The sequence below is a fragment of the Caballeronia terrestris genome (assembly GCF_001544515.1).
GTDB classification, from domain to species: domain Bacteria; phylum Pseudomonadota; class Gammaproteobacteria; order Burkholderiales; family Burkholderiaceae; genus Caballeronia; species Caballeronia terrestris.
In genome coordinates this window covers 137,636-162,810 of record NZ_FCOL02000006.1, presented here as the reverse complement: position 1 = coordinate 162,810, position 25,175 = coordinate 137,636, and the positions used below count along the sequence as shown (strand labels likewise).

Genomic DNA, 25,175 nt, shown 5'->3' with positions numbered 1-25,175 from the left:
GCATCTGGTGGGTAGTACTGGGATCGAACCAGTGACCCCTGCCGTGTGAAGGCAGTGCTCTACCGCTGAGCTAACCACCCGAAGAAGCGAAATTATGTCAGAGATATCCGACTTCGTAAAGCGATTGTTTAGAGCATTGCACGAATTTATGCGGCTGCCTCGGCATTTTCCACCACCGGTTCCGTGCGCCACACGCTCGTGCCTTTGACGGCTTTATCGAGATCGTTGAGCACGGAGTCGTGGGCGCTCAGCTCCTCGGCCGATGCCGTGATCACCAGCAAGACGAGATTATCGAGCGCGATACGGGGCGAAAGCGTCGTGCCCGCCGCCGGCACGTCGCCGAGCATGTCGATGACGAGACTTTCCTGGCCGCGCGTCATCGCCAGATAAACTTCCGCGAGCAACTCCGAGTCGAGCAACGCGCCGTGCAGCGTGCGGTGCGCGTTGCTCACGTCAAAGCGGTCGCATAGCGCGTCGAGCGAATTGCGTTTGCCGGGGAACATCTGCTTCGCCTGCACGAGCGTGTCGATCACGCCGCCGCAGCACTCCGTCACGCGCGGCATCCCGAGCAGCCCGAATTCGACGTCCAGAAAGCCAATGTCGAACGGCGCGTTATGAATGATCAGCTCGGCGTCCGCGAGAAATTCGCGCAGTTCGGCAGCGATTTCCGCGAACTTCGGCTTGTCGCTCAGGAATTCGGTCGTCAGGCCGTGCACGGCGAGCGCGCCCGGATCGCTGTCGCGGCCCGGGTTGACGTAAAAGTGCAGGTTGTTGCCGGTGAGCCGTCGATTGATCAGCTCGACGCAGCCGATTTCGATGATGCGATCGCCCGTGCGGGCATTGAGGCCGGTGGTTTCGGTATCGAGTACGAGTTGGCGCATTGGCTTATCAATTGGTTAGCTGTCGGCGAGCGATGTCACGCCGCGATTAGCGAGCGCATCGGCGCGTTCGTTTTCCGGGTGGCCGGCGTGGCCCTTGACCCAGCGCCATTCGATCTGATGCTGCACGACGAGCGCGTCGAGCCGCTTCCAGAGATCGGCATTCTTGACGGGCGTCTTCGCGGCCGTCATCCAGTTCTTCTTCTTCCAGCCGTGAATCCATTCGCTGATGCCTTTTTGCACATATTGCGAATCGGTATGGATCACTGCGTGGACCGGCCGCTTCAGCGCTTCGAGCGCGGCGATCACGGCCATCAGTTCCATGCGGTTGTTCGTGGTGGCGGCCTCGCCGCCAAACAATTCCTTTTCCTGCGTGCCGAAGCGCAGCAGGGCGCCCCAGCCACCGGGGCCGGGATTTCCCTTGCAGGCGCCGTCGGTATAAATGTCGATTACCTTTGCGGAGTCTGGAGTCATCAATGCTCGTTACGAGTGTGCGGTGCCGCGACCGGAGCGAGCCCCGGCGCGAGTGCGGGTTTTTTCAGCTTGCGCGGGCCGATCAGACGCATGCCGCGCACGCGCTTGATCGCCGTGATCATGTAGGCGGCGCCGAAGATCGGCCACCAGCGGTCGCCGGCCGCTTCCATGAACTGATAGCGTTGCAGCCATTTTTCAGCGACGAGCGGCGGACGATAGCAGCCGAAACGCCCGCGTTCAAGGTCGAATCCGAGCAGCTTGATCCAGTCCTTGATCCGCGTGAACGCGATCATGTCGTGCGCATCTGGCACGAACGGCCGTCCAGCCACCTTCCCGAACGATTGCCGCGCGCCCCAGAGGCTCAGCGAATTGAAGCCGAGGATGATCAATTGCCCTTCGGGCATCAGCACCCGTTCGGCTTCGCGCAGCAAACGATGCGGATCGCTCGTAAACTCGAGCGTGTGCGGCAGCACGAGCAGATCGACGCTCTGCGCCTCGAACGGCAGATCGAGCAGGTCGCACCAGACGGTGCTGCGTCCCGCTGGCGCGTGCAAGCCGCGACTGGCCGACGGCAGCGACGCGACGCCCGGCCGTGGATTCGCCGGCGGATACATATAGGGCGCGCTGGCGCCGCTCGCGGGATCGAGGACGATCGCGCGGCCCGTCATCCGGTTTTCGCGCAGCGCGTCGAGCTGCGGCATGCCGAGTTGCAGCGCGTGGTAGCCGAAGATGTCGGACACCACGCGATCGAGCTGCGCCTGCTCCCAGTCGAGGACATAGCGTCCGGGCGCGGAGCCGGTCCAGGCGGGCCAGTCTATAATCGATCGGTCAGACATGTTCGGAATTGCCGCCTTGAAGAGCTCGCTATGAAAACGCTTGAGTACGTGCCGGTGCCGGCTTTCGAAGACAACTACATCTGGCTCGTGTCGGACGGCAGCGACGCCGTGGTCGTCGATCCCGGCGACGCCGCGCCTGTCGAGGCCTATCTCGCGAAACGCGGCTGGAAGCTGACCGCTATTTTACTCACGCACCATCATCACGACCACGTCGGCGGCGTCGAAGACCTGCTCGTTAGCCGTTCGGCCGAGGGCGCGAACGGCGCGATACCCGTCTACGGCCCGGCCGGCGAGCGAATCGACCACCTGACGCAGCGCTTGAAACAGGGCGACCGGGTGAGCATCGCGAGCCCGGCGCTCGACTTCTCCGTGATCGACGTCCCGGGCCACACCGCTGGCCACATCGCTTATTTTCAGGACGCCGATCCGCGCGGCACGCCGCATCTATTCTGCGGCGATACGCTTTTCGCGAGCGGCTGCGGGCGCCTGTTCGAAGGCACGCCGCAACAGATGCTGACCTCGCTCGATGCGCTCGCCGCGCTTCCCGAGACCACGCAGGTTCACTGCGCCCACGAATATACGCTCTCGAACATCCGCTTTGCGCGCGCCTGCGAACCGGCCAACGACGCGCTCGCCCGCTGGCAAGACGACGCCCAAGCCATGCGCGCAGCCGGCCAGCCGACGCTGCCAACGACCATCGGTCACGAGAAATCGGTGAACCCGTTCTTGCGCGTCGACGAAGCCGACATCCAGGCGACGCTCGCTGCTCACTACAATCACCCGGTCACCGACCGTCTCGAAGCGTTTCGATTGATGCGCGGCTGGAAAGATAAGTTCCGCTAACCCCAGCGAACTGGAAGCGAACTTCATCCGAAACGTTGGAAACGTCGCCAGAGGCTGGATTTTGCTGGCTTTTCCGTCTTTTATATTGACGACGGCTGTACGCTTCCGTACCATCGGCTCCAAATTTCCAAGCATATTTTTTGGAATCCCGAGACGTTCATGCGACAGATTCTTAGTGCGCTACTCGTCCTCACGCTAGCCGCCTGTGCCAGCCAAGGACCGACAGCGCCCAATTCCCTTTCCTCACTGCCTTCCGCTTCGAAACAGCAAGCCGTAGCCGACACGATCCGACGAACCGCCGCCGCCAAGGAAACCATCAACGTCGACAAGACGTCGGTCGATTCACTCGCGGGCCGCGACGCCGATCTGTGGGGCCGGATTCGCGGCGGCTTCCAGATTCCCGATCTGCAAAGCGACCTCGTCGACATGCAGGTGTCCTGGTACGCGCAGCGTCCGGACTACGTTGAACGCATGACCGGGCGCTCTCAGAAATATCTGTATCACATCGTCGAAGAACTCGAGCAGCGGCACATGCCGACCGAACTCGCGCTGCTTCCGTTCATCGAATCGGCGTTCAATCCGCAGGCGCTTTCCGTCGCGAAGGCAGCCGGGATGTGGCAGTTCGTGCCGGGCACCGGCCGCGACTACAAGCTGAAGCAAAACATGTGGCAGGACGACCGGCGCGACGTGCTGGCCTCGACCAGCGCGGCGCTCGACTATCTCACGCGCCTGCACGACATGTTCGGCGACTGGCATCTCGCGCTCGCTGCATACAACTGGGGCGAGGGCAACGTGCAGCGCGCGATCGCGCGCAACGAGGCGGCGGGCCTGCCGACCGACTACGAAAGCCTGCGCATGCCCAACGAGACGCGCAACTACGTGCCGAAGCTGCAGGCGGTCAAGAACATCGTCGCGAATCCGCAGATGTACGGCTTGACGCTTCCGGACATTCCGAATCACCCGTATTTCGTGACGGTCACGACGTCGCGCGACATCGACGTGACGATGGCCTCGAAGCTCGCCGGCATGCCGATGGAGGAATTCCGCTCGCTGAATCCGTCGTTTTCGAAGCCGGTGATTCTCGGCGCGACGAACCCGCAGATCTTGCTGCCCTTCGACAACGCCACCGCGTTCCAGCGCAACCTCAAGACGTATAACGGGGCGCTGTCGTCATGGACGACTTATACCGTCACCGAGCGCTCGCGCCCGGCCGCGATCGCGGAGAAGATCGGCGTCGATGCCGACACGCTGATGTCGGTCAACCGCATTCCCGCGGGCATGCGCCTGAAGCCGGGCTCGACGATCGTCGTGCCGCGCAACGACGATGACGACGAAGACATCAGCGCCGACGTCGCCGAAAGCGCCGTGCTGTCGGTCGAGCCAGACGTGCCTGATACGCGCCGCATGGTGATCCGCGTGCGCCGCCAGCAATCGATCGAGACGTTCGCCGATCGTTACGACGTATCGGTCGCGCAGGTGCGGGCATGGAACCGCACGCGTCGCGACGCGATCATGCCGGGTCAGGTGATGGTGCTGCACGTGCCGTACGGGCGCGCGGTGCCGGCCGAGCCTGGTCCGGTGCGTATGCAGACCGTGTCGGCGTCGAGCCGCAACCGGGGCGGCGTGACGAAGATCGGCACGAGCGCGCCGGAATCGAAATCGTCGCGCGGGGGGAAATCGGCAGGAGCGGCTTCAGCCAAGGTGACGAAAGTTTCCTCCAAAAGCGAGGCCAAGCCCGTAGCACCAGCGACCAAAACCGCGACCGCGAAGAGCAAGAAGAAATAACCCGCACGCGATGCCTTTATCCCACGCCGTCACCAAGGTGACGGCGTTTTCAATTGGTCGCGCAGTTAAACTCCCGCTTTAAAGCCAAATTAAGCGCCTGCACCGAATGACGCCCTCCGTCCGTCTGCGTGTTTTTTTTCTGTTCGCCGCCGGTTACTTCGTCTCGTACGTGTTCCGGGGCGTCAATCTGGGCTTCGCGCCGCTCATCACGCACGATCTCGGCCTCTCCGCCGCCGACCTCGGCCTGCTCACCTCGCTCTATTTCATCGGCTTCGCGGCCGCGCAGATTCCCGTCGGCGTGCTGCTCGACCACTTCGGGCCGCGCCGTGTCACTGCCGGCATGCTGATTTTTGCGGCGCTCGGCATCTGGGTGTTCGGCATGGCGCACGGGCTCGCCGGCATGATGGCGGGGCGGCTCCTGATCGGCGTGGGCGTTTCGGTGTGCCTGAGCGCGGCGTTCAAGGCCTCCGCGCAGTATTTTCCCGTCGCGCGGCTACCGCTCGTCAACGGACTGACGATGGCGATGGGCGGACTCGGCGGCGTCGTCGTCGGGTCGCCGCTGGCTTCGCTTCTGGCCGTCGCGAGCTGGCGCGGCGTGTGCGCGGGGCTCGGCGTGTTCACGCTCGTCGTCGCCGGCGCGATTCTGCTGTTCGCGCCCGAGAAACGCGACGCCCATCATCAGGCCGACATCGTCACGCAGTTCAAGGGCACTTGGCACATCCTGCGCAGCGCGGCGTTCTGGAAGATCGCGTCGTTCTCGGTCGTGACCCAAGGCGTCTTCTACGCGATGCAGTCGCTCTGGATCCGCCCCTATCTGCTCGACGTGATGGGCCTCAGCGCCAGCCACGCGGCGGCGCTCGTCTCGGTGCTCGGCTTCGCGATGATGGCCGGCTGCATTGGCTTCGGCGCGGCGGCGCGCAGCCTGGAGCGACGGGGCGTCTCGGTCTACGCGTTCTGCGGCATCGGCATGGGGCTTTTCGTGCTCGTGCAACTGCTGATGGTGTTTCGCGCGCCGCTGCCGCCGGCCGCGCTGCTCGCCGCTTACGGCATCTTCGGGGGCACCGGCATCCTGAGCTACGCCGTCCTCGCCGAATACTTTCCGTCGCACATGATCGGGCGGACCAACACGACGCTCACGCTCGTTATCTTCGTGCTGATCTTCGGCTTCCAGGTGGGAATCGGCGGCGTGCTTTCGCAATGGCCGATCGAGGATGGACATTACCCTGCCGCCGCGCATCTGACTGCATGGGGCGTGCTGATTGCGCTGCAGATCGCGAGCGCGATCTGGTACGTCCTGCCGAGCCGCGTCCTGCAGAAGACGGGGCGCGCCGTCTCGTAATCGAAACGCATGCGCCGTCCGGGCAAGTCCCGAGGCGTTCCTGGAACGCCTCTTGCATCGCGCGAGTCTCAAAATTTGGCGGGAAGTGCGGTTCCGCGCTATAATTCGAAGGTTTGAGCACATCAACCCGCACCCTAGCGCCTACCTCCCACATACCGTTCATCCGCCGCGCCTTGTAGCACGCGCCGCATGCCGCCGACCCTCTGCGCCGACTGTCCCGCTCCATGCGGAAAAAGACCAGGCCAGCCACGCCGCGAACCATGCGCCCCGTCACAAATCACGCGATGCGGGTCTGCGCGCGCCATCAAACAGGCTGCGCGCAACCCCCAGAAGTCGGACAGACAGGTCGGCAACAGGGTGTTCCCCAAGGAGCCTCCCGTGTTGCCGTCATTTTCCCCAGCACTTCTCGCACTCGCCGACGGCACGGTCTTTCGTGGTCATTCGATCGGCGCGGCCGGTTCGACGATCGGCGAAGTGGTGTTCAACACCGCGATCACCGGCTATCAAGAGATCCTCACCGATCCGAGCTACGCCCGCCAGATCGTCACGCTGACCTATCCGCATATCGGCAACGTAGGCGTGAATGCCGAGGATGTCGAAGCCACCAAAGTCCATGCCGCCGGCCTGATCATCCGTGACCTGCCGGTGCTCGCTTCCAATTTCCGCTGCGAGCAATCGCTCGGCGATTATCTGAAGGCGCAGGGCGTCGTCGCGATCGCGGGCATCGATACGCGCAAGCTCACGCGCATCCTGCGCGACAAAGGCGCGCAGAACGGCTGCATCCTCGCCGGCTCGACCGACGAAGCGAAAGCGCTCGAACTCGCGCGCTCGTTCCCGGGGCTCGCGGGCATGGACCTCGCGAAAGTCGTGTCGACGAAGGAAAGCTACGACTGGACGCAGACCGAATGGCGGCTCGAATCCGGCTACGGCAAGCAGGAAGCGCCGAAGTACCGCGTCGTCGCGTTCGACTACGGCGTGAAGTACAACATCCTGCGCATGCTCGCCGAGCGCGGCTGCCACGTCACCGTGCTGCCGGCCGAAGCCACCGCCGTTGACGCCCTTGCGCTCAACCCCGACGGCGTGTTCCTCTCGAACGGCCCCGGCGACCCGGAACCGTGCGACTACGCGATCCGCGCGACGCGCGAATTCATCGAGCGCGGCATTCCGACGTTCGGCATCTGCCTCGGCCACCAGATCATGGGTCTCGCCGTCGGCGCGAAGACGATGAAGATGAAGACCGGCCACCACGGCGCGAACCATCCGGTGAAGGATCTCGAAGACGGGCGCGTCGTGATCACGTCGCAGAACCACGGCTTCGCCGTCGATGCCTCGACGCTCCCCGCAAACGCGAAGGTCACGCACGTTTCGCTCTTCGACGGCACGCTGCAAGGCTTCGCGCTCACCGACAAGCCCGCGTTCTGCTTCCAGGGCCATCCGGAAGCGTCGCCGGGACCGAACGACATCGCGTATCTGTTCGACCGCTTCATCAAGCTGATGGAAACGCAGAAAGTCGCAGCGTAAATAGCACGCAACAGAACCACATTACCGAGAGCAGTTATGCCGAAGCGGACAGACATCAAGAGCATTCTCATCATCGGCGCGGGACCGATCATCATCGGCCAGGCGTGCGAGTTCGACTATTCGGGCGCGCAGGCGTGCAAGGCGCTGCGTGAAGAGGGCTACAAGGTCATTCTCGTCAACAGCAACCCCGCGACGATCATGACCGACCCGAACACGGCCGACGTCACCTACATCGAGCCGATTTCGTGGGAAGTGGTCGAGCGGATCATCGCGAAGGAGCGCCCGGACGCGATCCTCCCGACGATGGGCGGCCAGACCGCGCTCAATTGCGCGCTCGATCTTTTCCATCACGGCGTGCTGGAAAAGTACAAGGTCGAGTTGATTGGCGCATCGCCGGAAGCTATCGACAAGGCCGAGGACCGCCAGAAGTTCAAGGACGCGATGACAAAGATCGGCCTCGGGTCGGCGAAGTCGGGCATCGCGCATTCGATGGAGGAAGCGCTGCAGGTGCAGGCCAATATCGCGGCGCAAACTGGCAGCGGCGGCTATCCGACCGTCATCCGTCCGTCGTTCACGCTGGGCGGCTCGGGCGGCGGCATCGCGTACAACAAGGAAGAGTTCGAGGAAATCTGTCGCCGGGGGCTGGATCTTTCGCCGACGCGCGAGCTGCTGATCGAAGAGTCGCTGCTCGGCTGGAAAGAGTACGAGATGGAAGTGGTCCGCGACACCAAGGATAACTGCATCATCGTTTGCTCGATCGAAAACCTCGACCCGATGGGCGTGCACACGGGCGATTCGATCACTGTTGCGCCCGCGCAGACACTCACCGACAAGGAATACCAGATCCTGCGCAACGCATCGCTCGCGGTGCTGCGCGAGATCGGCGTCGATACGGGCGGCTCGAACGTGCAGTTCGCGATCAACCCGATCGACGGCCGCATGGTCGTGATCGAAATGAATCCGCGCGTGTCGCGTTCGTCGGCGCTGGCATCGAAGGCGACGGGCTTCCCGATCGCGAAGGTCGCGGCGAAGCTCGCCGTCGGCTACACGCTCGACGAACTGAAGAACGAAATCACCGGCGGCCAGACGCCGGCCTCGTTCGAACCGACGATCGACTACGTCGTCACGAAGATTCCGCGTTTCGCGTTCGAGAAGTTCCGCGAAGCCGATTCGCGCCTGACGACGCAGATGAAGTCGGTCGGCGAAGTGATGGCGATCGGCCGCACGTTCCAGGAGTCGTTCCAGAAGGCGCTGCGCGGGCTGGAAGTCGGCGTCGACGGTCTCGACGAAAAGACCACCAGCCGCGACGAAGCGATCCGCGAGATCGGCGAACCGGGGCCGGACCGTATCTGGTTCCTCGGCGACGCGTTCCGTCTGGGCCTCACGGCGCAGGAAATCTTCGAGGAAACGTCGATCGACCCGTGGTTCCTCGCGCAGATCGAACAGATCATTCTCAAGGAAAAGGCGCTGCAAGGCCGCACGCTTGAGAGTCTTTCGAAGGAAGAACTGCTTTATCTGAAGCAAAGCGGGTTTTCCGATCGCAGGCTGGCGAAGCTGACCGGCTCCAATCAGACCGCCGTGCGCAAGCGCCGTCACGAACTGAAGGTGCGCCCGGTCTACAAGCGCGTGGACACCTGCGCCGCCGAATTCGCGACGAAAACCGCCTACATGTACTCGACCTACGAGGACGAGTGCGAAGCGAATCCCACGGACAAAAAGAAGATCATGGTGCTGGGCGGCGGCCCGAACCGGATCGGGCAGGGCATCGAGTTCGACTATTGCTGCGTGCACGCCGCGCTCGCGATGCGCGAGGACGGCTATGAAACCATCATGGTCAACTGCAATCCGGAGACAGTCTCCACCGATTACGACACATCCGACCGCCTGTACTTCGAGTCGCTGACGCTCGAAGACGTGCTCGAGATCGTCGATCTGGAAAAGCCGGTCGGCGTGATCGTGCAGTACGGCGGCCAGACGCCGCTCAAGCTCGCGCTCGATCTGGAAGCGAACGGCGTGCCGATCGTCGGCACGTCGCCGGACATGATCGATGCCGCCGAAGACCGCGAGCGCTTCCAGAAGCTGCTGCAGGACCTGAACCTGCGCCAGCCGCCGAACCGCACGGCACGCGCCGAGGACGAAGCGCTGAAGCTCGCCGAGGAAATCGGCTATCCGCTCGTCGTGCGTCCGTCGTACGTGCTGGGCGGGCGCGCGATGGAAATCGTCCACGAGCCGCGCGATCTCGAACGCTACATGCGCGAGGCCGTGAAGGTATCGAACGATTCGCCGGTGCTGCTCGACCGCTTCCTGAACGATGCGATCGAATGCGATGTCGATTGCATCTCGGACGGCGAAGCGGTGTTCATCGGCGGCGTGATGGAGCACATCGAGCAGGCGGGCGTGCACTCGGGCGATTCGGCCTGTTCGCTGCCGCCGTACTCGCTGTCGCAGGAAACCGTCGACGAACTGAAGCGTCAGACCGGCGCGATGGCGAAGGCGCTCAACGTGATCGGCCTGATGAACGTGCAGTTCGCGATCCAGCAAGTGCCGCAGGACGACGGCTCGAAGAAGGACGTGATCTACGTGCTGGAAGTGAATCCGCGTGCGTCGCGGACGGTGCCGTATGTGTCGAAGGCGACCGGCCTGCCGCTCGCCAAGATCGCCGCGCGCGCGATGGTCGGCCAGAAGCTCGCGGAGCAGGGCGTCACGAAGGAAGTGATTCCGCCGTACTTCAGCGTCAAGGAAGCGGTGTTCCCGTTCGTCAAGTTCCCGGCAGTCGATCCGGTGCTCGGACCCGAAATGCGCTCGACGGGCGAAGTGATGGGCGTCGGCCGCACCTTCGGCGAGGCGCTTTTCAAGTCACAACTGGCGGCGGGCTCGCGCCTGCCGGAGTCGGGCACGGTGCTCCTGACCGTGATGGACGCCGACAAGCCGAAGGCCGTCGAGGTTGCGAGCATGCTTCACGAGCTCGGCTATCCGATCGCCGCGACCAAGGGCACGGCGGCCGCGATCCAGGCGGCGGGCGTTCCGGTGAAGGTCGTGAACAAGGTGAAGGACGGCCGTCCGCACATCGTCGACATGATCAAGAACGGCGAGATCGCACTCGTCTTCACGACCGTCGACGAAACGCGCGCCGCGATTGCCGATTCGCGCTCGATCCGCATGAGCGCGCAGGCCAACAAGGTCACGTACTACACGACGATGTCGGGCGCGCGGGCGGCGGTCGAGGGGCTGCGTTATCTGAAGGACCTGGAAGTCTATGATTTACAAGGTCTGCATGCTCGCCTAAACTAAGGCCTCGATTATTGGTTTTTGGCTTCAAGGGCCGCGGTTAAGCGGCGTCTCCCTTCTTACCGGGAGATGCACTTAACCGCGGTAATTTTTTTACGGCTGTTTTTTGTTCTTCGAGTTGTTTATGAGCACAGTTCCATTGACGAAGCGCGGCGCAGAACTCCTGCGCGCGGAATTGCAACGCCTGAAATCGGTCGAGCGGCCGGCGGTCGTGAATTCGATCGCGGAAGCGCGGGCTCAGGGCGATCTGTCGGAAAACGCCGAGTACGACGCCGCGAAGGAAAAGCAGGGCTTCATCGAGGGCCGCATCGCCGAGCTCGAGTCGAAGCTGGCCGCCGCGCAAGTCATCGATCCGACCACCGTCGAAGCGGACGGCCGCGTGGTGTTCGGGGCGACGGTCGAGCTGGAGGACCTGGAGTCGGGCAAGCCGGTGAAGTACCAGATCGTCGGCGACGACGAAGCCGACATCGATCACGGCCTCGTGTCGATCAGCTCGCCGATCGCGCGGGCGCTGATCGGCAAGACGGATGGCGATATCGCGTCGGTGCAGGCGCCGGGCGGCGCGCGCGAATACGAAATCATCTCCGTCAAGTACGTCTGATGGCACATCGACTCTTCCGCATCGTGGCAATGGCGTGGGTCGGCAGCTTGCTGAGCCTTGGGTTTATCGCCGCGCCGGTGCTTTTTTCGATGCTCGATCGTGCGTCGGCGGGGTCGGTGGCGGCGCAGATCTTCCGCATCGAAGCGATGCTGGGCGTGGTGTGCGCGCTGATTCTGCTCTTGATCGCCAATCGCATGGTGCGCGGCGGTTTCGCCGACTACAAGCGCGTGCGGTGGATCGTCGCAGTGATGCTGCTGTGTGTGCTGATCGGCTATTTCGGCCTGCAGCCGTTCATGAATTCGCTTCGTGTGGCAGCTCAAGAAGCAGGTACGGATCTCGCGAATTCGCCCTATGCCAAGCAGTTCGGCATGTTGCATGGCGTGTCGAGCGCGTTTTATGTCGTCGAAAGCCTGCTGGGTGTGCTGCTCGTGTGGCGACTGCCGGGACCGTCATCGTCCGGGCCGGTCGTCGCCCGGGGACAATCCGCCGCGGTCGCGGCGCGGCGCGCGCGTCGCTGATGCCACCGGCGCCCGGGATGTCCGGGCGCCACGTCTTTCCGGGCGCTGCCCGAAATCAATGCCTTATTTCGACGTCTGATGCTGGCGCTTGGCGCTCGTCTGGCGCTTTTTCGCGCGCTTGACATTGCCGCCAGCCGTCACGCGCTCGTTGCCGCGCACGAGCAGCTTTTCCTTCTTCGGCTTGCGCACGGTTGGCGCATCGCGTGTGATCTTCACCGCCTTCACGATGCGCGGCGCGCGGCCCTTGGTCGTCGGCTCGGCGGCGGCTTCGCGGGCGCTCGGCATCGTGGAGCGGCGGCCCGATGCCTTCACTGGGGTCGTATCTTCGGGCCTCCAGATCACGAGCAGCTTGCCGATATGCTGGACAGGCGCGGCCTTGAGGCTATCGCAGATTTCCTCGTACATTGCAACGCGCGCGTCGCGCTCGTCGCCGAAAACGCGGATCTTGATGAGCTGATGGGCGTCGAGGTGGACTTCGATTTCGGCCAGCACGGCTTCGGTCAGCCCTTCAGCGCCGACGAGAACGACGGGCTTGAGCGCGTGGGCCTGCGAGCGCAGATCGGCACGTTGAGCGGGAGAGAGTTTGAGGGCGGGCATGTGAAGTAACGGACTCGACTAAAATATGAGGGGTGCTGAAGCGCAAAAGGGCGAAAGGCGTCGCGCCGGGCTGCGGCCCGCATCGACGACGCTAGCGCCGACAGTATGTAGGGCCAATAAAGACGCGAGTCACAGCGCGGGGTCAGGGGCTTTCCCGACGGGGCCAGCCGCAAGACGAAAGGCTCGTCGCAAGGCGGTGGAGGAACAAAAAACTTCGCCGACAGCCGGGCGACGAATGCCCGCGAACACCGAAGCCGGCGACAGGTAGAACCGCCGGCCGGCCGAATAAGACGCGTATTATCCGCTAAAAGCATTGCTTGATGCAGCAACTTAATGCAGCAGGATCAGGCAGCACGAGTTCATTATCAATGGCAAAAAACCGCTTCAATCATTCGTGGTTGCACGACCACATCAACGATCCCTACGTGAAGCTCGCGCAGCGCGAGGGCTATCGCGCGCGCGCCGCCTACAAGCTCAAGGAAATCGACGAACAGGACAAGCTGATCCGCCCGGGCCAGATCATCGTCGATCTCGGCTCGACGCCGGGAAGCTGGAGCCAGTACGTGCGCAACAAGCTTGCGCAGGGCGCGAAGCGCGACCAGCAGCGCGAAGGCGGCATCGACGGCACGATCATCGCGCTCGATCTCCAGCCGATGGAGCCGATCGCCGACGTTACCTTCATTCAGGGCGACTTCCGTGAGGATTCGGTGCTCGATCAACTGAGGGAATTGGTCGGCGAGCGTCAAGTGGACCTTGTAATCTCGGACATGGCCCCCAACCTGTCGGGGGTGGCGAGTGCGGATGCAGCGCGGATGGAGCATTTATGCGATCTCGCGCTGGAATTCTCACAAAATCACCTGAAACCGGAGGGCGCGTTGCTGGTCAAGTGCTTTCATGGCAGCGGTTACAGCCAGATCGTCGAGAAATTCAAGCACCAGTTCAAAATCGTCGCGCCACGCAAGCCGAAGGCGTCGCGCGACAAATCGTCTGAAACGTTTATCTTGGGCAGGCAGTTGAAGCGCCCCGCTTAAGGTCAGCGTCGTCGGAAGTGGCAAAAAAACGCCGATTTCCGCCGAATGCGCCTGAAAAAAGGCCTCCATCGCTATTTGCGTGGTAGAGAATGCTTATGGCAGGGGCTAGCGGACTGGATTAGAATGGTTTAGGTGGTGCCGCAAGGTGTATGTAGGCGCCCGTCTATGATTAGGAGTGGTGCTTTGAACAACAATATGTTCTCTAAGGCGGCAGTGTGGCTCGTGATCGCACTGGTGCTGTTCACGGTGTTCAAGCAGTTTGATAAGCCCCGCGTCCAGGAAGGTGTGTCGTATTCGCAGTTCATGGACGACGCGAAGAGCGGCAAGGTCAAGACCGTGACCGTTCAGGGCCGCAATTTGACGGTCACTCCGGCAGACGGCCAGAAGTACCAGATCGTGTCCCCCGGCGACATCTGGATGGTCGGCGATCTGATGAAATACGGCGTACAGGTCAGCGGCAAGGCCGACGACGAACCCAATGCGCTCGTATCGGCGCTGTATTACCTCGGGCCGACGATCCTGATCATCGGTTTCTGGTTCTACATGATGCGGCAGATGCAGGGGGGTGGCAAAGGCGGAGCCTTCTCGTTCGGCAAGTCGCGAGCGCGGCTGATCGACGAAAACAACAACGCAATCAATTTCACCGATGTCGCGGGCTGTGACGAAGCGAAGGAAGAAGTGTCGGAACTCGTCGACTTCTTGCGCGATCCGCAGAAATTCCAGAAGCTGGGCGGTCGCATTCCGCGCGGCGTACTGCTGGTCGGCCCTCCGGGTACGGGTAAGACGCTGCTCGCCCGCGCCATCGCTGGCGAAGCGAAGGTGCCGTTCTTCAGCATTTCGGGTTCGGACTTCGTCGAAATGTTCGTCGGCGTGGGCGCGGCCCGTGTGCGCGACATGTTCGAGCAAGCGAAGAAGCATGCGCCGTGTATCGTGTTCATCGACGAAATCGACGCGGTCGGTCGTCATCGCGGCGCCGGGATGGGCGGCGGTAACGATGAACGCGAGCAGACGCTGAACCAGATGCTCGTCGAGATGGACGGCTTCGAAGCGAATTCCGGCGTGATCGTAATCGCCGCGACCAACCGCTCCGACGTGCTGGACAAGGCGCTCTTGCGTCCGGGCCGTTTCGACCGTCAGGTGTACGTCGGTCTGCCGGACATCCGCGGTCGCGAGCACATCATGAAGGTGCACCTGCGCAAGGTGCCAATCTCGAACGACGTCGACGCATCCGTGATCGCGCGCGGGACGCCAGGCTTCTCGGGCGCCGATCTCGCGAATCTCGTGAACGAAGCTGCGTTGTTTGCGGCGCGTCGCGGCAAGCGGATCGTCGAAATGCAGGATTTCGAGGACGCAAAGGACAAGATTTTCATGGGTCCGGAGCGCAAGTCGGCTGTGATGCGCGAAGAAGAGCGTCGCAATACGGCGTACCACGAGTCGGGTCACGCGGTGGTCGCGAAGCTGTTGCCGCATGCCGATCCGGTGCACAAGGTCACGATCATGCCGCGTGGCTGGGCGCTCGGTGTGACCTGGCAGTTGCCGGAGCATGACCGTGTGAACCTGTATCGCGACAAGATGCTCGAGGAAATCGCGATCCTGTTCGGCGGCCGTGCAGCGGAAGAAGTGTTCCTGAACTCGATGTCGACGGGTGCTTCGAACGACTTCGAGCGCGCGACCAAAATGGCGCGCGACATGGTGACGCGGTACGGCATGTCCGACGTGCTCGGCACGATGGTCTATGTCGATACCGAGCAGGACGGCATGTTCGGAAAGCTGGCATCGAAGACGGTGTCGGAAGCGACGCAGCAGAAGGTCGACGCTGAAATTCGCCGCATCCTCGACGAGCAATACGGGCTCGCCCGCAAGCTGCTCGAAGATCACCGGGACAACGTCGAAGCGATGACGAAGGCGCTGCTCGAATGGGAAACCATCGACGCGGACCAGATCAGCGACATCATGGCTGGCCGTCCGCCGCGTCCGCCGAAGAACCTGCCGCCGCCCTCGGGTGATACGCCGAGCAGCGGCAACAGCGGCACCGAAGTGAAGCCGGGCAACGCTACCGCGCCGGCCTGAGTTTTACTCGATCCGTTCAAGGGCTGGTGTGTTCGACACACCGGCCCTTTTTCTTTGATCGGCCTGATGGTGTTTTTCCGGCTCGCGAACTTCCCAACTCATTCTCCAGTCGAATCGTTGACTTCATCCAATTTGCAATCTTCGGTGCCGCCGTCGCTTCATTGCGGGCGCTTCACGCTGACTTTCGAGCGTCCGCTCGTGATGGGCATTCTGAACGTCACGCCGGATTCGTTTTCCGATGGCGGCCAGTTCCTGTCACGCGATGACGCAATCAAGCGAGCCGAGCAGATGCTCGCCGATGGCGCCGACATGATCGATATCGGCGGCGAATCGACGCGTCCTGGCTCGCTGCCCGTACCGCTGGACGAGGAGTTGCGGCGCGTGATTCCAGTCGTCGAGGCGTTACGGTCGATGAACGTGCCGCTATCCGTCGATACGTACAAGCCGGAGGTCATGCGCGCAGCGCTTCAAGCGGGCGCCGACATGATCAACGACGTCTGGGGCTTCCGGCAGGACGGCGCAATCAATGCCGTCAAAAACAGCAATTGCGGTCTCTGCGTGATGCACATGCTCGGCGAGCCGCGGACGATGCAGGTTGAAGAGCCGGTGTACCGGGATGTCGTCGAGGATGTGCGGGACTTTTTCGCCGAGCGCGTCAATGCGCTGACGAAGGCCGGCATCGCGCGCGAGCGGATTTGTCTCGATCCCGGCTACGGCTTCGGCAAGACAGAGGAGCACAATTTCGCGTTGCTCGCGCATCTCGACAAGACGCGTCCCGTCGCGACGGACTTTCCGATGCTCGTCGGGATGTCGCGCAAATCGATGCTCGGCGCCGCCACCGGCCGCAAGAAGGGCGAGCGGCTCGCGGCGGGCATCGCGGCTGCGGTCTGCGCGGTGGAGCGGGGCGCAGTGATCGTGCGGGTTCACGACGTCGCGCCGATCCTCGATGGTCTGAAGGTTTGGCAGGCAACGAAAGCCGCCGGCCAAAGCAGGCATCATTGACACTTATAAACAGCGGATTGCAGCGCGGGCGTGCGCGCGGTCCACAGTTTCAACAACACATGCGGGCGCACGACACGCGCATCCACGTCCGCGGGGGTAATCAAGTAATGGCACGTCGATATTTTGGAACGGATGGTATTCGCGGGAAGGTCGGCGAGGCGCCGATCACGCCCGATTTCGTGCTGCGGCTCGGCTACGCGGCGGGCAAAGTGCTCGCGGGCGCCGATCGCTGGCAGAAAAAGGGCAGCCGTCCGACAGTGTTGATCGGCAAGGACACTCGGGTGTCGGGCTACATGCTCGAAGCCGCGCTCGAAGCGGGTTTCTCGGCGGCGGGCGTCGACGTGATGCTGGCCGGGCCGATGCCGACGCCGGGCATCGCCTATCTGACTCGCGCGCTGCGGCTTGCGGCGGGCGTCGTGATCAGCGCGTCGCACAATCCGTACTATGACAACGGCATCAAGTTTTTCTCCGCCGACGGCAACAAGCTGCCCGACGACGTCGAGCTCCAGATCGAAGCGCAACTCGAAGAGCCGCTCGAATGCGCGCCGTCGGAGCGGCTCGGCAAGGCGCGGCGGCTCGATGATGCCGGTGGCCGCTATATCGAGTTCTGCAAGAGCACGTTCCCGGCGAGTTTCGACCTGCGGGGCTTAAGAATCGTGCTCGATTGCGCGCACGGCGCCGCGTACGACGTCGCGCCGAACGTGTTCCACGAACTCGGCGCGGAAGTGATCCCGATCGGCATTTCGCCGAACGGCTTCAACATCAACGACGGTGTCGGCGCCACAGCCCCCGACGCGCTCGTGAACGCCGTGCTCGAACATCGCGCGGACATCGGTATCGCGCTCGATGGCGACGCCGACCGCCTGCAAGTCGTCGATTCGGCGGGCCGCCTCTACAACGGCGACGAACTGCTCTATGTGCTCGTCAAGGACCGCATCGCGACGGACGGGAAGGTAGAAGGCGCCGTCGGCACGCTGATGACGAACATGGCCGTCGAAGTGGCGCTCAAGGAAGCGGGCGTGCAGTTCGTGCGCGCGAATGTCGGCGACCGCTACGTGCTCGAAAAGCTCCGCGAGAACGGCTGGCAGCTCGGCGCGGAAGGCTCGGGACACATTCTGTCGCTGGATCGGCATTCCACGGGCGACGGCATTGTCTCCGCGCTGCTCGTGCTCGCCGCGCTGCAGCGCAGTGGCAAGTCGCTCGCCGATCAACTCGACGAAGTAACGCTTTTCCCGCAGAAGCTGATCAACGTGCGCATGAGCCCCGGAGCGAACTGGAAGGAAAGCGACGCGATCGCCAAGGCGATCAGCGGTGCCGAGCGCGCGCTCGAAGGGCACGGACGCGTCCTGATTCGCGCGTCGGGCACGGAGCCGGTGCTGCGCGTGATGGTCGAGGCCGCAGCCGAACGGGACGCGGTTCGTCACGCGGAAACGATTGCGCAAGTCGTAAAAGACGCGACTTCTTAAGTAATCGGCGAAAACACAAAAAAGCCGCTGCGGAGCGATCCGCAGCGGCTTTTTTGCGTTCGTCGAGCGGCTTTCATCGCCGTAAGCGCAATGACACGCGAGCTTCACGAAGAGTCATATTACTGTCACGGACTGTGCCTATGCTTCGGCTTGTCGTGTCATTCGCTTACAACCTGGAGGTCTCATGAAATTGATGCAAACCGCGCTGGCTGGCGTAATCGGCGCACTCGTCGCCATCTCCGCGCAAGCAGCCGATATTACCGGCGCGGGCAGCACCTTCGCAGCACCGATCTACACAAAGTGGGCCGACGCCTACCAGAAGACTGGCGGCGGCAAGGTGAATTATCAGGGCATCGGTTCGTCGGGCGGGATCAAGCAGATCATCGCGAAAACGGTCGATTTCGCGGGCTCCGACGCGCCGCTAAAGGACGACGAGCTTGAAAAGCAAGGGCTTTTCCAGTTCCCGACGGTGGTCGGCGGCGTGGTGCCGGTGATCAACGTGCCGGGCGTGAAGGCAGGTGAAGTGACGCTGTCGGGCGAAGTGCTCGGCGACATCTATCTCGGCAAGATCAAGAAGTGGAACGACCCGGCGATCGCCGCACTCAACCCGAAGGTCAAGCTGCCGGACACGGACATCGCCGTGGTCCGCCGCGCCGACGGCTCGGGCACGAGCTTCATCTGGACGAACTACCTGTCGAAGGTGAACCCGGAGTGGAAGTCGAAGATCGGCGAAGGCTCGACCGTCAACTGGCCGACGGGCACGGGCGGCAAGGGCAACGACGGCGTCGCGGCCTTCGTGCAACGTCTGCCGGGCGCGATCGGCTATGTGGAATGGGCCTACGCCAAGCAGAACAAGATGACCTACGTCGGCCTGAAGAACGCCGCCGGCACGATCGTGCAGCCGAAGACGGAGACGTTCAAGGCCGCTGCTGCGGGCGCGGACTGGTCGAAGTCGTTCTACCAGATCCTGACGAACGAATCAGGCAAGGACGCATGGCCGGTCGTCGGCGCGACCTTCGTGCTGCTGCACTCGACGCAGGAAAAGGCGCCGCAAGGCACCGAAACCCTGAAGTTCTTCGACTGGGCGTTCAAGAACGGCAACCAGGCGGCAAACGATCTGGATTACATCTCGCTGCCGGATTCGGTGGTCGCGGAAATCCGCTCGCAGTGGAAGGCGAAGGTGAAGGACGGGTCGGGCAAGGCGGTCGCGCAATAAACGCGCGGTACGCATGTCCTAAAACGTCCTAAGCTGATGAGGCAGGACAAAAGCAGTAAGTTTCGCCGCGCGGCATGTGCCGCGCGGCCCGACCCAAGGTTCCCATGTCGGACATCAATCTAGCCTCGACACCCCCCGGAAGTCGTACGCAACGCGCGCCGAGCCGTCTCGGCGACATCATTTTCGACGGCGTGACACTGCTTGCGGCCGTCGTTACCTTGCTTCTGCTCGGCGGCATCATCGTTTCGCTGATTTATGCGTCGCTGCCGACCATCCAGAAATTCGGCTTCAGCTTCCTCTGGCGCGGCGAGTGGGATCCGAACACCGACAGCTTCGGCGCGCTCGTCCCGATCTACGGCACCATCGCGACCTCGATCATCGCGCTCCTGATCGCCGTGCCGGTGAGCTTCGGCATCGCGCTCTTCCTGACGGAACTCTCGCCGGCGTGGCTGCGCCGCCCGCTGGGCGTCGCGATCGAACTGCTCGCGGCAATTCCGTCGATCGTCTACGGCATGTGGGGCCTGCTCGTCTTCGCCCCGATTTTCGCGACTTATTTCGAAAAGCCGCTCGGGCGCCTGCTCGGCGACGTGTGGCTCATCGGCCGCTTCTTCCAGGGGCCGCCGATCGGCATCGGCATCCTGTGCGCGGGCGTCATCCTCGCGATCATGATCATCCCGTACATCGCGGCTGTGATGCGCGACGTGTTCGAAGTCACACCGGTGCTGCTGAAAGAATCGGCGTACGGCATCGGCTGCACGACTTGGGAAGTGATGTGGAAGATCGTGCTGCCGTACACGCGTACCGGCGTGATCGGCGGCGTGATGCTCGGCCTCGGCCGGGCGCTCGGTGAAACCATGGCCGTCACCTTCGTGATCGGCAACACGAACCTGCTCGACAACGTGTCGCTCTTCTCGCCGGGCAACAGCATTACGTCGGCGCTCGCGAACGAGTTCGCCGAAGCGAGCCCCGGCCTGCACACGTCCGCATTGATGGAACTCGGCCTGATTCTCTTCGTGATCACGTTCTTCGTGCTCGCGCTCTCGAAGCTGATGCTGCTTCGTCTCGAAAAAGGGGAGGGCGCCAAGTGAGCCAGCCCGCATTCATCGATAGCGACGCGTCGGATGCGACGCGCATCAAACTGCAGCGTCGCCGCCGCGGCAAAAACGCCATCGCGCTGACGATGTCGCTCGCGGCGATGGCCTTCGGCCTGCTGTGGCTCGTGTGGATTCTCTTCACGACGCTGAAGCTCGGCATCGGCGGCCTGTCGATCGATCTCTTCACGCAATCGACGCCCCCGCCGAACACCGACGGCGGCGGTCTCGCGAACGCCATCGTCGGCAGCCTGATGCTCGTCCTGCTCGCGACGTTCCTCGGCACGCCGCTCGGCATCCTCGCGGGCGTGTATCTCGCGGAATACGGCCAGAAGAAGTGGCTTGCGAGCGTCACGCGTTTCATCAATGACATCCTGCTGTCGGCGCCGTCGATCGTGATCGGCCTGTTCGTCTACGCGCTCGTCGTCGCGAAAATGGGGCGCTTCTCCGGCTGGGCTGGGGTGATTGCGCTGGCGCTGCTGCAGATCCCGATCGTCATCCGCACGACCGAGAACATGCTGAAGCTCGTGCCGAATGCGCTGCGCGAAGCGGCGTTCGCGCTCGGCACGCCGAAGTGGAAGATGGTGATGTCGATCACGCTGAAGGCGTCGATCGGCGGGATCGTGACGGGCGTGCTCCTCGCGGTGGCGCGCATCGCCGGCGAAACCGCGCCGTTGCTCTTTACGGCGCTGTCGAACCAGTTTTTCTCGTGGGACATGAACCAGCCGGTCGCGAACCTGCCGGTCACGATCTACAAGTTCGCGATGAGCCCGTTCCCGCAGTGGCAAGCACTCGCGTGGGCCGGCGTATTCCTGATTACGCTCGGCGTGCTGGGTTTGAATATCCTCGCGCGCGTGATCATTTCAAAGAAATAGAGGCGGAGTGATTCCATGAACACGGTCACCAGTGGTGTCAACCACCTGAACGCAAACGCGCTGGAAGAGAAGCCGGCGGCGCCGGTCGAGCGCGGCCCGGTGCCCGGCAGCTTCAAGCCGACGCACAGCGCGAAACCCGCCGATTCGATGAAGCCGAAGATCGAAGTCAACGATCTCAACTTCTTCTACGGCAAATATCACGCGCTGAAGAACATCAACTTGCGCATTCCCGAGAAAAAGGTGACGGCGTTCATCGGCCCGTCGGGGTGCGGCAAGTCCACGCTCCTGCGCACCTTCAACAAGATGTACGCGCTCTATCCGGAGCAGCGCGCCGAAGGCGAGATCCTGATGGACGGCGAGAACCTGCTCGATACGCGCCGTGATATTTCGCTGCTGCGCGCGCGCGTCGGCATGGTGTTCCAGAAGCCGACGCCGTTTCCGATGTCGATCTACGACAACATCGCGTTCGGCGTGAAGATGTTCGAGCAGTTATCGCGTTCGGAGATGGACGATCGCGTCGAATGGGCGCTGACGAAAGCCGCGCTCTGGAACGAAGTGAAGGACAAGCTGCAGCAAAGCGGCTATGGCCTCTCGGGCGGACAGCAGCAGCGCCTGTGCATCGCGCGCGGCATCGCGATCCGGCCCGAAGTGCTCCTGCTCGACGAACCGTGCTCCGCGCTCGATCCGATCTCGACGGGCCGCATCGAAGAGCTGATCGCCGAGCTGAAGAACGACTACACGGTCGTGATCGTCACGCACAACATGCAACAGGCGGCGCGCTGCTCGGACTACACTGCATACATGTACCTCGGCGAGCTGATCGAATTCGGAGACACCGAAAAGATCTTCATCAAGCCCGGCCGCAAGGAAACGGAAGACTACATTACCGGCCGGTTCGGCTAAGCCGCCGGAGAGAGAACGGGATTACAGGAGCAATACATGTCCGATAAACATCTGTCGAGCCAGTTCGACGCCGACCTCAACGCGGTGTCGTCGAAAGTGCTGGAAATGGGCGGGCTCGTCGAGTCGCAGATCATCCACGCGATGCAGGCGCTCAACACGTTCGACATCGCCGTCGCCGACCAGGTGATCGCAGCCGAAGTCCGTTTGAACACGATGGAAGTCGAGATCGACGAGGAGTGCAGCAACATCATCGCGCGCCGGCAGCCCGCCGCGCGCGACCTGCGCCTCCTGATGGCGATCTCGAAGACGATCACGAACCTCGAGCGCGCCGGCGACGAAGCCGAGAAGATCGCAAAGCGCGTGAAGCGTATCAGCGAAGACGGCGCGGGCCGTACGGTGAACATCGCGGAGATCAAGCTCTCGGGCGAGATGGCGGTGACGATCCTGCGCCGCGCGCTCGATGCGTTCGCGCGCCTCGACACCGTCGCGGCCGCGCAGATCGTGCGCGACGACAAGGCCATCGACGAGGAATTCCGCGCGTTCGTCCGGAAGCTCATCACGTACATGATGGAAGACCCGCGCACGATTTCGGCGGGGCTCGACTATCTGTTCATCGCGAAGGCGGTCGAGCGGATCGGCGACCATGCGAAGAACATCGCCGAGTTCATCATCTACATCGTGAAGGGAACCGACGTGCGCCACGTGTCGCGCGACCAGCTCGAACGCGAAGCGCTCAGCTAATTTCACTTCAAGCAAAAAGGTCACAGAGGTGCCGATGCCCAGCAGTATCCTCGTCATCGAAGACGAACCCGCGATTTCCGAACTGATCTCGGTGAATCTGCAACACGCGGGACATTGCCCGATCCGCGCCTACAACGCGGAGCAGGCGCAGAACCTGATGAGCGATGTCCTGCCCGATCTCGTGCTGCTCGACTGGATGCTGCCGGGCAAGTCCGGCATCACGTTCGCGCGCGAGTTGCGCAACAACGAGCGCACGAAACACATTCCGATCATCATGCTGACCGCGCGCGGCGACGAGCAGGACAAGGTGCTCGGCCTCGAAATCGGCGCCGACGACTACGTCACGAAGCCCTTCTCGCCGAAGGAACTGATGGCGCGCATCAAGGCGGTGCTGCGCCGCCGCGCGCCGCAGTTGACGGAAGACGTGGTTGCGATCAACGGCTTGCGGCTCGATCCGGCGACGCATCGCGTAGCCGCGAGCCACTCGGGCAACGACATCAAGCTCGATCTCGGCCCGACCGAATTCCGGCTGCTGCATTTCTTCATGACGCATCCGGAGCGCGTGCACAGCCGCACGCAACTGCTGGATCAGGTGTGGGGCGATCACGTGTTCGTGGAGGAGCGGACCGTCGACGTGCATATCAAGCGCCTGCGCGCCGCGCTCAAGCCGGCGGGCTGCGATGCTATGATCGAAACAGTGCGTGGCAGCGGCTACCGGCTTGCCCGGAGCGCCTGACCCGCCGCCGGTCCCCACTCCTTCTTTCGCCGATCCATGAACATCATCTGGACGCGTTCGATCGTGTCCCTGGCGCTGCTCGCGGCGCTCAGTGCGCTCATCGGCGCTTTCCTCGGCGTGCGCGTGGCGCTCGCGTTCGCGGTCGTCGTGCTCGTCGTGCAGAGCTTCATCAGCACGTTTCATACGCAGCGTCTTTGGCGTCTGCTCGATGCCCCCGTCTATGGCGAAGTGCCCAGCGCGCTTGGCATCTGGGGCGAAATCTACTATCGGCTGCACAAGCTCGCGAAGCGCTGGCATGCGCAGGTGCGTCAGGTCGAGCAGCAGCATTCGCGCTTCATCCAGGCGATCCAGGCATCGCCGAACGGCGTCGCCATGCTCGACGACCGCGATCAGATCGAGTGGTGCAACGCGATCGCCGAGACGCACTTCGGGCTCGATGCGAAGCGCGATCTGCGCCAGCATGTGACGCATCTCGTGCGTCAGCCGGAGTTCGTGCGCTATCTGAATTCGCATCATTACGAGGAGATGCTCGTGATGCGCGGGATGGGCGTGCGGCGGCATTACACGCTTTCCGTGCAGGTGTTTCCCTACGGCGAGAATCGCAAGCTGATTCTGACGCAGGACATCACCGAGCTCGAACGTACCGACTCGATGCGGCGCGATTTCGTCGCGAACGTATCGCACGAATTGAAGACGCCGCTGACGGTGCTTTCCGGCTTTCTGGAAACGATGCGCGAGTTGCCGCTCGACGAAGCGGATCGCGCGCGTTATCTCGAGATGATGGATCAGCAGGCTTCGCGGATGCAGAACATCGTGCGCGATCTGCTCGTGCTCGCGAATCTCGAAGGCGATATGCGTCCGCCGGGCGATGATCTGCTGGATATGCGTGCGGTCTTGCGTCATCTCGAGGACGATGCCAATAATCTTTCGGGCGGGCGGCATCGGATTACGTTCAACGCTGACGAGGCTTTGACGGTCGCGGGCGCGGAGACGGAGATCGTGAGTGCGCTTGGCAATCTCGTGACGAACGCGATTCGGTACACGCCGGATGGCGGGACGATCGATGTCGTCTGGCAGCGTGTGAAGGATCGCGCGGTTTTTTCGGTGCGGGACAGCGGACTCGGGATTCCTGCGGAGCATATTCCGCGGCTGACCGAGCGGTTTTATCGCGTGGATCGCAGCCGCTCACGCGATACGGGCGGAACGGGATTGGGGCTCGCAATCGTCAAGCACGTGCTGCAGCGGCATCATGCGGAGCTTGACGTCAAAAGTGAAGAAGGGCGGGGGAGTACGTTCATCGTACGGTTTCCCGCTGCGCGGACGGCCTTGAGGAAATCGATAGCGGTTTGATTTCCGCTGGCGCT

The 25,175-nt window shown here is 62.8% G+C and carries 22 protein-coding genes and 1 tRNA gene; 18 read left to right on the top strand and 5 right to left on the bottom strand.

Annotated elements, in window-relative coordinates:
- Positions 1 to 5: 5 nt before the first annotated feature.
- The 4 genes from AWB67_RS07790 to AWB67_RS07775 form a co-directional block, all read right to left on the bottom strand.
- A tRNA-Val gene (locus AWB67_RS07790) sits at positions 6 to 80 on the bottom strand.
- Between the two features lie 66 nt (positions 81 to 146).
- A complete protein-coding gene (gene dnaQ, locus AWB67_RS07785; protein WP_087655660.1) occupies positions 147 to 881 on the bottom strand; it encodes a DNA polymerase III subunit epsilon in 735 nt (244 codons plus the stop codon).
- Between the two features lie 15 nt (positions 882 to 896).
- Entirely contained in the window at positions 897 to 1,352 is a 456-nt protein-coding gene (gene rnhA / locus AWB67_RS07780) for a ribonuclease HI (protein WP_087655659.1), read from the bottom strand.
- The gene (locus tag AWB67_RS07775) at positions 1,352 to 2,188 is read right to left on the bottom strand and encodes a class I SAM-dependent methyltransferase (protein ID WP_087655658.1); all 837 of its coding nucleotides are present in this window, start codon (positions 2,186 to 2,188) and stop codon (positions 1,352 to 1,354) included. The genes rnhA and AWB67_RS07775 overlap by 1 nt, the downstream gene beginning before the upstream one ends.
- A gap of 30 nt (positions 2,189 to 2,218) precedes the next feature.
- On the opposite strand from AWB67_RS07775, the gene gloB reads away from it, so the two are divergent.
- The 7 genes from gloB to AWB67_RS07740 all read left to right on the top strand — a co-directional run bounded on the left by gloB (position 2,219) and on the right by AWB67_RS07740 (position 12,083).
- Positions 2,219 to 3,031, top strand: coding sequence for a hydroxyacylglutathione hydrolase (gloB, locus tag AWB67_RS07770; protein WP_087655657.1), 813 nt, complete (start codon positions 2,219 to 2,221; stop codon positions 3,029 to 3,031).
- Positions 3,032 to 3,190: 159 nt separating this feature from the next.
- On the top strand, positions 3,191 to 4,816 hold the full coding sequence (locus AWB67_RS07765) for a transglycosylase SLT domain-containing protein (RefSeq protein WP_087655656.1): 1,626 nt from the start codon (positions 3,191 to 3,193) through the stop codon (positions 4,814 to 4,816).
- Between the two features lie 106 nt (positions 4,817 to 4,922).
- Positions 4,923 to 6,155, top strand: a complete 1,233-nt coding sequence (locus AWB67_RS07760; RefSeq protein ID WP_087655655.1) for an MFS transporter — start codon at positions 4,923 to 4,925, stop codon at positions 6,153 to 6,155.
- A 378-nt stretch (positions 6,156 to 6,533) separates the two neighbouring features.
- A complete protein-coding gene (carA, locus tag AWB67_RS07755; protein WP_087655654.1) occupies positions 6,534 to 7,676 on the top strand; it encodes a glutamine-hydrolyzing carbamoyl-phosphate synthase small subunit in 1,143 nt (380 codons plus the stop codon).
- A gap of 36 nt (positions 7,677 to 7,712) precedes the next feature.
- Positions 7,713 to 10,967: a carbamoyl-phosphate synthase large subunit gene (carB, locus tag AWB67_RS07750; protein ID WP_087655653.1), complete on the top strand. Its 3,255-nt coding sequence runs from the start codon at positions 7,713 to 7,715 to the stop codon at positions 10,965 to 10,967.
- A gap of 121 nt (positions 10,968 to 11,088) precedes the next feature.
- Positions 11,089 to 11,565, top strand: coding sequence for a transcription elongation factor GreA (gene greA, locus AWB67_RS07745; protein ID WP_087655652.1), 477 nt, complete (start codon positions 11,089 to 11,091; stop codon positions 11,563 to 11,565).
- Complete coding sequence (locus AWB67_RS07740) at positions 11,565 to 12,083, top strand: DUF4149 domain-containing protein (RefSeq protein WP_087655651.1); 519 nt, start codon at positions 11,565 to 11,567, stop codon at positions 12,081 to 12,083. Before greA ends, AWB67_RS07740 begins: the two co-directional genes overlap by 1 nt.
- Positions 12,084 to 12,146: 63 nt before the next feature.
- Here AWB67_RS07740 and AWB67_RS07735 read toward each other — a convergent pair whose 3' ends face one another.
- The gene (locus tag AWB67_RS07735) at positions 12,147 to 12,680 is read right to left on the bottom strand and encodes a YhbY family RNA-binding protein (protein WP_087655650.1); all 534 of its coding nucleotides are present in this window, start codon (positions 12,678 to 12,680) and stop codon (positions 12,147 to 12,149) included.
- Between the two features lie 368 nt (positions 12,681 to 13,048).
- On the opposite strand from AWB67_RS07735, the gene AWB67_RS07730 reads away from it, so the two are divergent.
- The 11 genes from AWB67_RS07730 (at position 13,049) to phoR (ending at position 25,161) form a co-directional block, all read left to right on the top strand.
- Positions 13,049 to 13,711, top strand: coding sequence for an RlmE family RNA methyltransferase (locus AWB67_RS07730; RefSeq protein ID WP_087655649.1), 663 nt, complete (start codon positions 13,049 to 13,051; stop codon positions 13,709 to 13,711).
- Positions 13,712 to 13,894: 183 nt separating this feature from the next.
- The gene (gene ftsH, locus AWB67_RS07725; RefSeq protein ID WP_087655648.1) at positions 13,895 to 15,781 is read left to right on the top strand and encodes an ATP-dependent zinc metalloprotease FtsH; all 1,887 of its coding nucleotides are present in this window, start codon (positions 13,895 to 13,897) and stop codon (positions 15,779 to 15,781) included.
- A gap of 117 nt (positions 15,782 to 15,898) precedes the next feature.
- Entirely contained in the window at positions 15,899 to 16,783 is an 885-nt protein-coding gene (gene folP / locus AWB67_RS07720) for a dihydropteroate synthase (RefSeq protein ID WP_445344241.1), read from the top strand.
- Positions 16,784 to 16,890: 107 nt separating this feature from the next.
- Positions 16,891 to 18,249 carry a phosphoglucosamine mutase gene (gene glmM / locus AWB67_RS07715; RefSeq protein ID WP_087655647.1) on the top strand — a complete coding sequence of 453 codons (1,359 nt, stop codon included), beginning with the start codon at positions 16,891 to 16,893 and terminating at the stop codon, positions 18,247 to 18,249.
- 184 nt (positions 18,250 to 18,433) lie between these two features.
- Complete coding sequence (gene pstS, locus AWB67_RS07710) at positions 18,434 to 19,465, top strand: phosphate ABC transporter substrate-binding protein PstS (protein ID WP_087655646.1); 1,032 nt, start codon at positions 18,434 to 18,436, stop codon at positions 19,463 to 19,465.
- 104 nt (positions 19,466 to 19,569) lie between these two features.
- Complete coding sequence (pstC, locus tag AWB67_RS07705; RefSeq protein ID WP_087655645.1) at positions 19,570 to 20,553, top strand: phosphate ABC transporter permease PstC; 984 nt, start codon at positions 19,570 to 19,572, stop codon at positions 20,551 to 20,553.
- The gene (pstA, locus tag AWB67_RS07700) at positions 20,550 to 21,431 is read left to right on the top strand and encodes a phosphate ABC transporter permease PstA (RefSeq protein ID WP_087655644.1); all 882 of its coding nucleotides are present in this window, start codon (positions 20,550 to 20,552) and stop codon (positions 21,429 to 21,431) included. Before pstC ends, pstA begins: the two co-directional genes overlap by 4 nt.
- A gap of 15 nt (positions 21,432 to 21,446) precedes the next feature.
- Positions 21,447 to 22,334, top strand: a complete 888-nt coding sequence (gene pstB, locus AWB67_RS07695) for a phosphate ABC transporter ATP-binding protein PstB (protein ID WP_125477565.1) — start codon at positions 21,447 to 21,449, stop codon at positions 22,332 to 22,334.
- A gap of 36 nt (positions 22,335 to 22,370) precedes the next feature.
- The gene (phoU, locus tag AWB67_RS07690) at positions 22,371 to 23,075 is read left to right on the top strand and encodes a phosphate signaling complex protein PhoU (protein ID WP_087655643.1); all 705 of its coding nucleotides are present in this window, start codon (positions 22,371 to 22,373) and stop codon (positions 23,073 to 23,075) included.
- Positions 23,076 to 23,109: 34 nt separating this feature from the next.
- On the top strand, positions 23,110 to 23,811 hold the full coding sequence (gene phoB, locus AWB67_RS07685; protein WP_087655642.1) for a phosphate regulon transcriptional regulator PhoB: 702 nt from the start codon (positions 23,110 to 23,112) through the stop codon (positions 23,809 to 23,811).
- 36 nt (positions 23,812 to 23,847) lie between these two features.
- A complete protein-coding gene (gene phoR, locus AWB67_RS07680) occupies positions 23,848 to 25,161 on the top strand; it encodes a phosphate regulon sensor histidine kinase PhoR (RefSeq protein ID WP_087655641.1) in 1,314 nt (437 codons plus the stop codon).
- The last annotated feature ends 14 nt before the right edge of the window (positions 25,162 to 25,175 follow it).

Bases quoted from the DNA above. Each gene is read 5' to 3' on its own strand.
- dnaQ (WP_087655660.1), bottom strand. From the start codon at position 881: ATGCGCCAACTCGTACTCGATACCGAAACCACCGGCCTCAATGCCCGC.
- rnhA (WP_087655659.1), bottom strand. From the start codon at position 1,352: ATGACTCCAGACTCCGCAAAGGTAATCGACATTTATACCGACGGCGCC.
- AWB67_RS07775 (WP_087655658.1), bottom strand. From the start codon at position 2,188: ATGTCTGACCGATCGATTATAGACTGGCCCGCCTGGACCGGCTCCGCG.
- gloB (WP_087655657.1), top strand. From the start codon at position 2,219: ATGAAAACGCTTGAGTACGTGCCGGTGCCGGCTTTCGAAGACAACTAC.
- AWB67_RS07765 (WP_087655656.1), top strand. From the start codon at position 3,191: ATGCGACAGATTCTTAGTGCGCTACTCGTCCTCACGCTAGCCGCCTGT.
- AWB67_RS07760 (WP_087655655.1), top strand. From the start codon at position 4,923: ATGACGCCCTCCGTCCGTCTGCGTGTTTTTTTTCTGTTCGCCGCCGGT.
- carB (WP_087655653.1), top strand. From the start codon at position 7,713: ATGCCGAAGCGGACAGACATCAAGAGCATTCTCATCATCGGCGCGGGA.
- greA (WP_087655652.1), top strand. From the start codon at position 11,089: ATGAGCACAGTTCCATTGACGAAGCGCGGCGCAGAACTCCTGCGCGCG.
- AWB67_RS07740 (WP_087655651.1), top strand. From the start codon at position 11,565: ATGGCACATCGACTCTTCCGCATCGTGGCAATGGCGTGGGTCGGCAGC.
- AWB67_RS07735 (WP_087655650.1), bottom strand. From the start codon at position 12,680: ATGCCCGCCCTCAAACTCTCTCCCGCTCAACGTGCCGATCTGCGCTCG.
- AWB67_RS07730 (WP_087655649.1), top strand. From the start codon at position 13,049: ATGGCAAAAAACCGCTTCAATCATTCGTGGTTGCACGACCACATCAAC.
- glmM (WP_087655647.1), top strand. From the start codon at position 16,891: ATGGCACGTCGATATTTTGGAACGGATGGTATTCGCGGGAAGGTCGGC.
- pstS (WP_087655646.1), top strand. From the start codon at position 18,434: ATGAAATTGATGCAAACCGCGCTGGCTGGCGTAATCGGCGCACTCGTC.
- pstC (WP_087655645.1), top strand. From the start codon at position 19,570: ATGTCGGACATCAATCTAGCCTCGACACCCCCCGGAAGTCGTACGCAA.
- pstB (WP_125477565.1), top strand. From the start codon at position 21,447: ATGAACACGGTCACCAGTGGTGTCAACCACCTGAACGCAAACGCGCTG.
- phoU (WP_087655643.1), top strand. From the start codon at position 22,371: ATGTCCGATAAACATCTGTCGAGCCAGTTCGACGCCGACCTCAACGCG.
- phoB (WP_087655642.1), top strand. From the start codon at position 23,110: ATGCCCAGCAGTATCCTCGTCATCGAAGACGAACCCGCGATTTCCGAA.
- phoR (WP_087655641.1), top strand. From the start codon at position 23,848: ATGAACATCATCTGGACGCGTTCGATCGTGTCCCTGGCGCTGCTCGCG.